This is a genomic window from Amycolatopsis pithecellobii, from assembly GCF_009707865.1.
GTDB classification, from domain to species: Bacteria; Actinomycetota; Actinomycetes; order Mycobacteriales; family Pseudonocardiaceae; genus Amycolatopsis_E; species Amycolatopsis_E pithecellobii.
Genome location: NZ_WMBA01000027.1, coordinates 86,492 through 92,597, shown reverse-complemented (window position 1 = coordinate 92,597; position 6,106 = coordinate 86,492). Strand labels below are relative to the sequence as shown.

7 protein-coding genes are annotated in these 6,106 nt (G+C 70.9%); all 7 read left to right on the top strand.

What is annotated here, in order from left to right:
* Nucleotides 1-10 precede the first annotated feature (10 nt).
* The 7 genes from GKO32_RS18405 (at nt 11) to GKO32_RS18375 (ending at nt 6,104) form a co-directional block, all read left to right on the top strand.
* Nucleotides 11-637: a prepilin peptidase gene (locus GKO32_RS18405; protein ID WP_376765972.1), complete on the top strand. Its 627-nt coding sequence runs from the start codon at nt 11-13 to the stop codon at nt 635-637.
* A 33-nt stretch (nt 638-670) separates the two neighbouring features.
* The gene (gene aroC / locus GKO32_RS18400; protein ID WP_312868079.1) at nt 671-1,858 is read left to right on the top strand and encodes a chorismate synthase; all 1,188 of its coding nucleotides are present in this window, start codon (nt 671-673) and stop codon (nt 1,856-1,858) included.
* Entirely contained in the window at nt 1,855-2,379 is a 525-nt protein-coding gene (locus GKO32_RS18395; protein ID WP_312868078.1) for a shikimate kinase, read from the top strand. Before aroC ends, GKO32_RS18395 begins: the two co-directional genes overlap by 4 nt.
* Nucleotides 2,376-3,485 carry a 3-dehydroquinate synthase gene (gene aroB, locus GKO32_RS18390; protein ID WP_312868077.1) on the top strand — a complete coding sequence of 370 codons (1,110 nt, stop codon included), beginning with the start codon at nt 2,376-2,378 and terminating at the stop codon, nt 3,483-3,485. Before GKO32_RS18395 ends, aroB begins: the two co-directional genes overlap by 4 nt.
* Entirely contained in the window at nt 3,482-3,913 is a 432-nt protein-coding gene (gene aroQ / locus GKO32_RS18385) for a type II 3-dehydroquinate dehydratase (RefSeq protein WP_312868076.1), read from the top strand. The genes aroB and aroQ overlap by 4 nt, the downstream gene beginning before the upstream one ends.
* A 38-nt stretch (nt 3,914-3,951) precedes the next feature.
* A complete protein-coding gene (locus GKO32_RS18380) occupies nt 3,952-4,470 on the top strand; it encodes a GNAT family N-acetyltransferase (protein ID WP_312868075.1) in 519 nt (172 codons plus the stop codon).
* Nucleotides 4,471-4,619: 149 nt separating this feature from the next.
* Nucleotides 4,620-6,104: a glycoside hydrolase family protein gene (locus GKO32_RS18375; protein ID WP_154758101.1), complete on the top strand. Its 1,485-nt coding sequence runs from the start codon at nt 4,620-4,622 to the stop codon at nt 6,102-6,104.
* Nucleotides 6,105-6,106: the final 2 nt, after the last annotated feature.

Here is a 6,106-nt window from a genome sequence, read left to right as displayed (position 1 = left end):
CGCACCAACCATCACCCTCGCCGTTCTCATCGCCACGGCCACCGCCGCTCTTGCCTCGCTTGCCACCGCTGTCCTCGCCCGTGCCCGCGCGCCCGCCCCCGTACCCGCCGTCCCGGTAGCCGCACTCGCTGCCGTGCTCGGGCTGATCACGGCGTGGCGCTGGCTCGACGGCGAACTGCCGTCGTGGTGGCTTCCGGTCCCGTTGGCGGTCGGCGCATTGGGCGCGCCGCTGGCGGCCGCGGACCTTCGCCACCGTCGCCTTCCCGACACGCTCACCCTGCCCGCGTACCCGATCCTCGCGGTGGCCCTCAGCACCGCCGCGCTGACTGGCCCCGGCCTCGGCCTGCTGGTGCGTGCTCTCGTGGCCGCGATGGCCTTCGGTGGTCTGCACCTACTGATCCATGCCCTCTCGCGCCGTTCGCTCGGGGCGGGGGACGTGAAGCTGTCGGGAGCGCTCGGCGCCGTGCTCGGTGCGGTGAGCTGGGCCGCGCCGGTGCTGGCCGCGGTACTCGCCGCGTTGACCACCGCTGTCCTCGCGGTGGTGCGCCGCTGGGAGCGCGGGGTGCCGCACGGGCCCGGTCTGCTCATCGCAACGTGGTTGCTGGCGTTGTTCCCGGAAACAGGCATGGGCGCTTGACCCGTACGGCATCGGCCATGACAGGATCGTGAAGTGTTGCGCTGGATAACCGCAGGTGAATCGCACGGGCCCGCGCTGGCCGCCGTGTTGGAAGGGATGGTGGCCGGGGTCGAGGTCACCACCGCCGAAGTGGGCGAACAACTCGCCCGGAGGCGGCTCGGGTTCGGCCGCAGCCCCCGGATGGGGTTCGAGACCGACCACATCGAGTTCCTCGGCGGTGTCCGGCACGGTCTGACCCAGGGCGGCCCGATCGCGGTCCACATCGAAAACGCCGAATGGCCCAAATGGGAAAAGGTCATGGCGGCCGACCCGGTCGAGCCCGCCGAACTCGAAGGCCTCGCCCGCAACGAGCCGCTGACCCGGCCTCGTCCCGGCCACGCCGACCTGCCTGGCATGCAAAAGTACGGCTTCACCGAGGCTCGCCCGGTCCTCGAGCGGGCCAGCGCACGGGAGACCGCGTCCCGCACCGCGCTCGGCACGGTGGCGCGTGCGTTCCTGCGCCAGCTGCTGGGTGTGGAGATCATCAGCCACGTGATCTCCATCGGCGGCGCCGACGCGCCCGAAGGACCCCTGCCCGGGCCCGGTGACCTCGCGGCGATCGACGAAAGCCCGGTCCGTGCCTTCGGCCAGGAGGCCACCGACGCGATGGTCGCCGAGGTGGACGCCGTCCGGAAAGCGGGGGACACCGTCGGCGGGGTGATCGAGGTGATCGCCTACGGTCTGCCGCCGGGCCTCGGCTCCCACGTGCACTGGGACCGCAGGCTCGACGCCCGCCTCGCCGGGGCGCTGATGGGGGTCCAGGCCATGAAGGGCGTCGAGGTCGGGGACGGCTTCACCACGGCACGCCGCTGGGGAAGCGAGGCACACGACGAAATCGACCGCGGCTCCGGGCCGGTCGGGGTGACGCGCCGGTCGAACCGTGCCGGTGGCCTGGAAGGAGGTATCACCAACGGCGAGCCGCTCCGGGTGCGGGTCGCGATGAAGCCGATCTCGACCGTCCCGAAAGCACTGTCCACTGTGGACGTTTCCACGGGCGAGCCGGCGGTGGCGATCCACCAGCGGTCCGACGTGTGTGCCGTGCCGCGGGCCGGGGTCGTGCTCGAGTCCGTCGTCGCGCTCATCCTCGCCGATGCGGCGCTGGAAAAGTTCGGCGGTGACTCGCTGGCCGAGAGCAAACGCAACGCCGAGGCCTACCTGCACGCGCTGGAGGAGCGGTGGTGAAGCCCTGCATCGTGATCGTCGGGCCGCCGGGGTCCGGCAAAACCACCGTGGGCCGTTTGCTGGCCGCTCGGCTCGGAGTGTCCTTTCGCGACAGTGACGAGGACATCGTCGCCCGCCAAGGCAAGTCGATCACCGACATCTTCACCGCCGACGGCGAACCCGTGTTCCGCGAGATCGAGGCCGACGTCATCGCCGACGCGTTGCGAGACCACGACGGAGTCCTTTCCGTCGGCGGCGGCTCCGTGCTGACGCCCGCCACCCAGGAACGGCTGCGCGGTCACCATGTGGTGTTCCTCAACGTCGGTTTCGCGGCCGGGGTGCAGCGAGTCGGGCTGTCCACGGCGCGGCCGCTGCTCGCCGGAGTCAACCCGCGCGCCGCCTACCGCAGCCTCCTGGAGGCGCGGCTGCCGGTCTACCGGGCGGTGGCCACCACCGAGGTCGGCACCGACAACCGAACCCCCGAGGACGTCGTGGCCGCGATTGTGGCCCAGCTGAACGAGAAACTGGAGAAAACGCAGTGACCGAGCCGGTGCGGATCCAGGTCAGCACAGCGCGCCCGTACGAAGTCGTGCTGGGCCGGGGCCTGCTGGGCGAGCTCACCGAGGTCCTCCGCGACGCCACCAAGGTCGCCCTGCTGCACCCGCCGACATTGACCACCACGGCCGAAGCGATCCGCGACGAACTCAATGGGGCCGGTCTCGACGCGCACCGCGTCGAGATTCCCGATGCCGAGGACGGCAAAGCGCTGACCGTGGCCAGCTTTTGCTGGGAAGTACTCGGCCGGATCGGGCTCGACCGGCGCGGCGTTGTCGTCGGGCTCGGCGGCGGGGCCGTCACCGACCTCGCCGGGTTCGTCGCCGGCACGTGGATGCGCGGGGTCCGCCTCGTCAACGTGCCCACCACACTGCTGGGCATGGTCGACGCGGCGGTCGGCGGCAAGACCGGCATCAACACCGAAGCCGGGAAGAACCTCGTCGGTGTCTTCCACGAGCCCACCGCGGTGCTCGCCGACCTCGGCACGCTGGAAACGTTGCCCCCCAACGAACTCGTCGCCGGGATGGCGGAGGTCGTCAAGGCCGGTTTCATCGCCGACCCCGCGATCCTCGACCTCATCGAGGCCGACCCAGCGGCCGCGGTCGACGCCCAGGGCGAGGTCATCGGTGAGCTCGTGCGCCGCTCGATCCAGGTCAAGGCCGACGTCGTGGCGGCTGACCTGCGTGAGTCCAACCTGCGCGAGATCCTCAACTACGGGCACACCCTCGGCCACGCCATCGAGCGGCGCGAACGCTACCGCTGGCGGCACGGGGCGGCCATCAGCGTCGGTCTCGTCTTCGCCGCCGAACTCGCCCGCCTGACCGGCCGGCTCGACGACGTGACCGCCGACCGGCACGCCACGTTGCTGAACCGGCTTGGTCTGCCTACCACCTATGACGCGGACGCGTTGCCACAGCTGCTGGAAACCATGCGCGGGGACAAGAAAACCCGGTCCGGGGTGCTGCGGTTCGTGGTGCTGGACGGTCTCGCGAAACCGGGCCGGCTCGAAGGTCCGGACCCCGCGCTGCTCGCCGCCGCGTACTCGGCCGTCGCCGCCGACAAGCCGAGCCACGGCGGGAGCGTGTTGCTGTGAAGGTTTTCGTGCTCAACGGCCCCAACCTCGGGCGGCTCGGCAAACGCGAGCCCGATGTCTATGGCTCGACTACGCACGAAGACCTCGCCGAGCTGTGTGTGAAGACCGGTGGGGAGCTCGGGCTCGACGTCGAGGTGCGCCAGACCGATCACGAAGGCGAGCTGGTCGGCTGGCTGCACGAGGCCGCCGACGGCGGTTTCCCGGTGGTGCTCAACGCCGGCGCGTGGACGCACTACTCCATCGCCGTGCGTGACGCCGCCGCGCAGCTGACCGCGCCGCTGATCGAGCTGCACATCTCGAACGTGCACAAGCGCGAGGAGTTCCGCCACCACAGCGTCCTGTCCGATATCGCGACGGCCGTCATCGCCGGCCTCGGCGTCCCCGGCTATCCGCTCGCGTTGCGCTGGCTCGCCGAAAACGCCCGCTAGCACCCGGATTCCGGCCGCACGAAAGGGAAATCCGCACCGTGTCCGTCCCTGTCCTGCGCACCCCGCGGCTCACGCTGCGCGGTCTGGACAGGTCGGACACCGAGGCGATCGTCGGCATTTTCGCGGATCCCGCGATGAGCCGGTATCTGGCGGCTGACCTCAGCGACCCCGGGCAGTGCCGCGCGATGATCGAACGTCGCCTCGCCTACCGCGGGCCGGTAGCGCTCGGGCACTGGGTGATCGAACGTGACGGCGTCGTCATTGGCCTGGCCCACCTGCGACCATCGGATACTTTGCCCGACGGAACCGGCGAGATCGGTTACTTCCTCGATCCCGCGCACAGCGGCCAGGGCTTCGCTACCGAAGCCGCCGCCGCGCTCCTCGAGCACGGACTGGTGACCGCCGGCCTGCCCGCGGTATGGGCGCTCATCCATCAGTCCAATGTGGCCAGTCTGAAACTGGCCCGGCGCCTGGGTTTTCACGACGTCGGCGCCGAACAACACTACGGCGCACCGCACCGCGTGCACATCGCGCTCCCGCACCGGGGCCGCGGCTGATCGCTGGCCGACCTCGACTGGCGTGAGCGCTCGTGGTGGACACCGCGCCGACGCCGGACGGTGACCGGGCCGCCTCCCGTGGTGTAACTCCATCGGGTGAGGGACTTCTCCTACACTGGTCCCGCGGTCAGAGAGGGGTCACCACGTCCATGCGCGGGTTCCGTCAACGGCTGGGTGCTGCCCTGGTGGCCGTCGTGCTCGGCGCGACGGTGGCCGCGTGCAGTCCGGGCAACGCGCAGCCCCAGACGAAAACCCCGGACGGCGGCCGTCCCGACGCACCCGCGAACCTCACCCTCGCCACCGCCGCGAACCGGGAAAGTACCGGCGTCGTCGCGCAGGGCGGCCCCGGCGCGCCGTACAACTACGGGCCGACCGTGATGCTCGACGGCGGCAAGGTCCGGATGTGGTGGTGCAGCCAGTATCCCGACGCGGGCCCGCCCGGTGATGACATCCTCTACGGCGAATCCACCTCGCTCGATGGCCCCTTCACCGGCCCCGGCTCAACCGTGCCGCCCGCCGTGCTGTCGGGGAATCCCGGCCAGTTCGACGGTATGCACACCTGCGACCCCTCGGTGGTCCGTGCCGGCGGGACCTACTACCTGTACTACACGGGCGCGGCGAACGACCACGCGCTCGGCAATGCGATCGGGCTCGCCACCAGCACCGACGGCCTCACCTGGGCCCGGGCCGATACCCCCATCGTCGGCCCCTCGCACGACGTGCACCGCGACAACCTTTACGGCACCGGCCAGCCCTCCGCGGTCTACCTCGACGGCTGGTTCTACCTGATGTTCACCGACACCAGCGGCAAGGACGCCGGGTGGAACGGCGCGGGCCAGTTCGTGTTGCGCGCCAAGGACCCTCGGTTCGCGGCCGGCGTGGAATCATTGTCGGACAACGGCTTCACCGCCGTCACGAGCACCACCGCGCCGCGCACGATGTCGGTCGTGGACGCGTTCAGCGCCGAGCTGGAGTGGTCCGACGCGCTGGGCGCCTTCGTCATCGCGCACGAGACACAGGACGGCACCACCCTCACCTTCTGGAACCGCGACTTCACCGCGCACCCGTACCGCGCCGTCGTCGTTCCCGGCCCGTGGGAGGAAGGCCCCGGCCTGGTCCGCCGCCCCGACGGGCATGCCCCGGCGTCCGAGAGCGACCCGTGTGGCCGCATCCCGGTCGACGTCATCCGCGCGACGCGGCTCGGCGAGGCGCACGCGCCCACCGATCTGCGGCACTACGGTCTCGACCTCACCGGCCTCACGGGATGCGCTGATCAGCAGCGCGCCCTCGGTGTGCTCGACGGATTCGCGATGCCGTCACCGGCCCGCACCATGGACCTCGTCGTGGCCGGGAAGGTCGTCCGCATCGACCGCCGCTCGGTCGCCGAGCAGCTCGCCACCCACGTGCTCGACCAGCGGGTCGGTGCACTCGACGGAGCGCCGGTGGCGGCGCATCTGAGTTCCGGCGCCCGCGCGCTCGAAGCAGCCGGACTCGGCTTGGGCTTCCTGCTCGACGACGGGAAACTCTGGCCCGTGCACCCGGCATCCGTGGCTTCGCTGAACGGGTCCACGGTCGAGCTCGTCAGTGCGGCGCAGTGGCGGGCTCATCCCCAGGCCGCGCCGCTCGGAAAATAGCG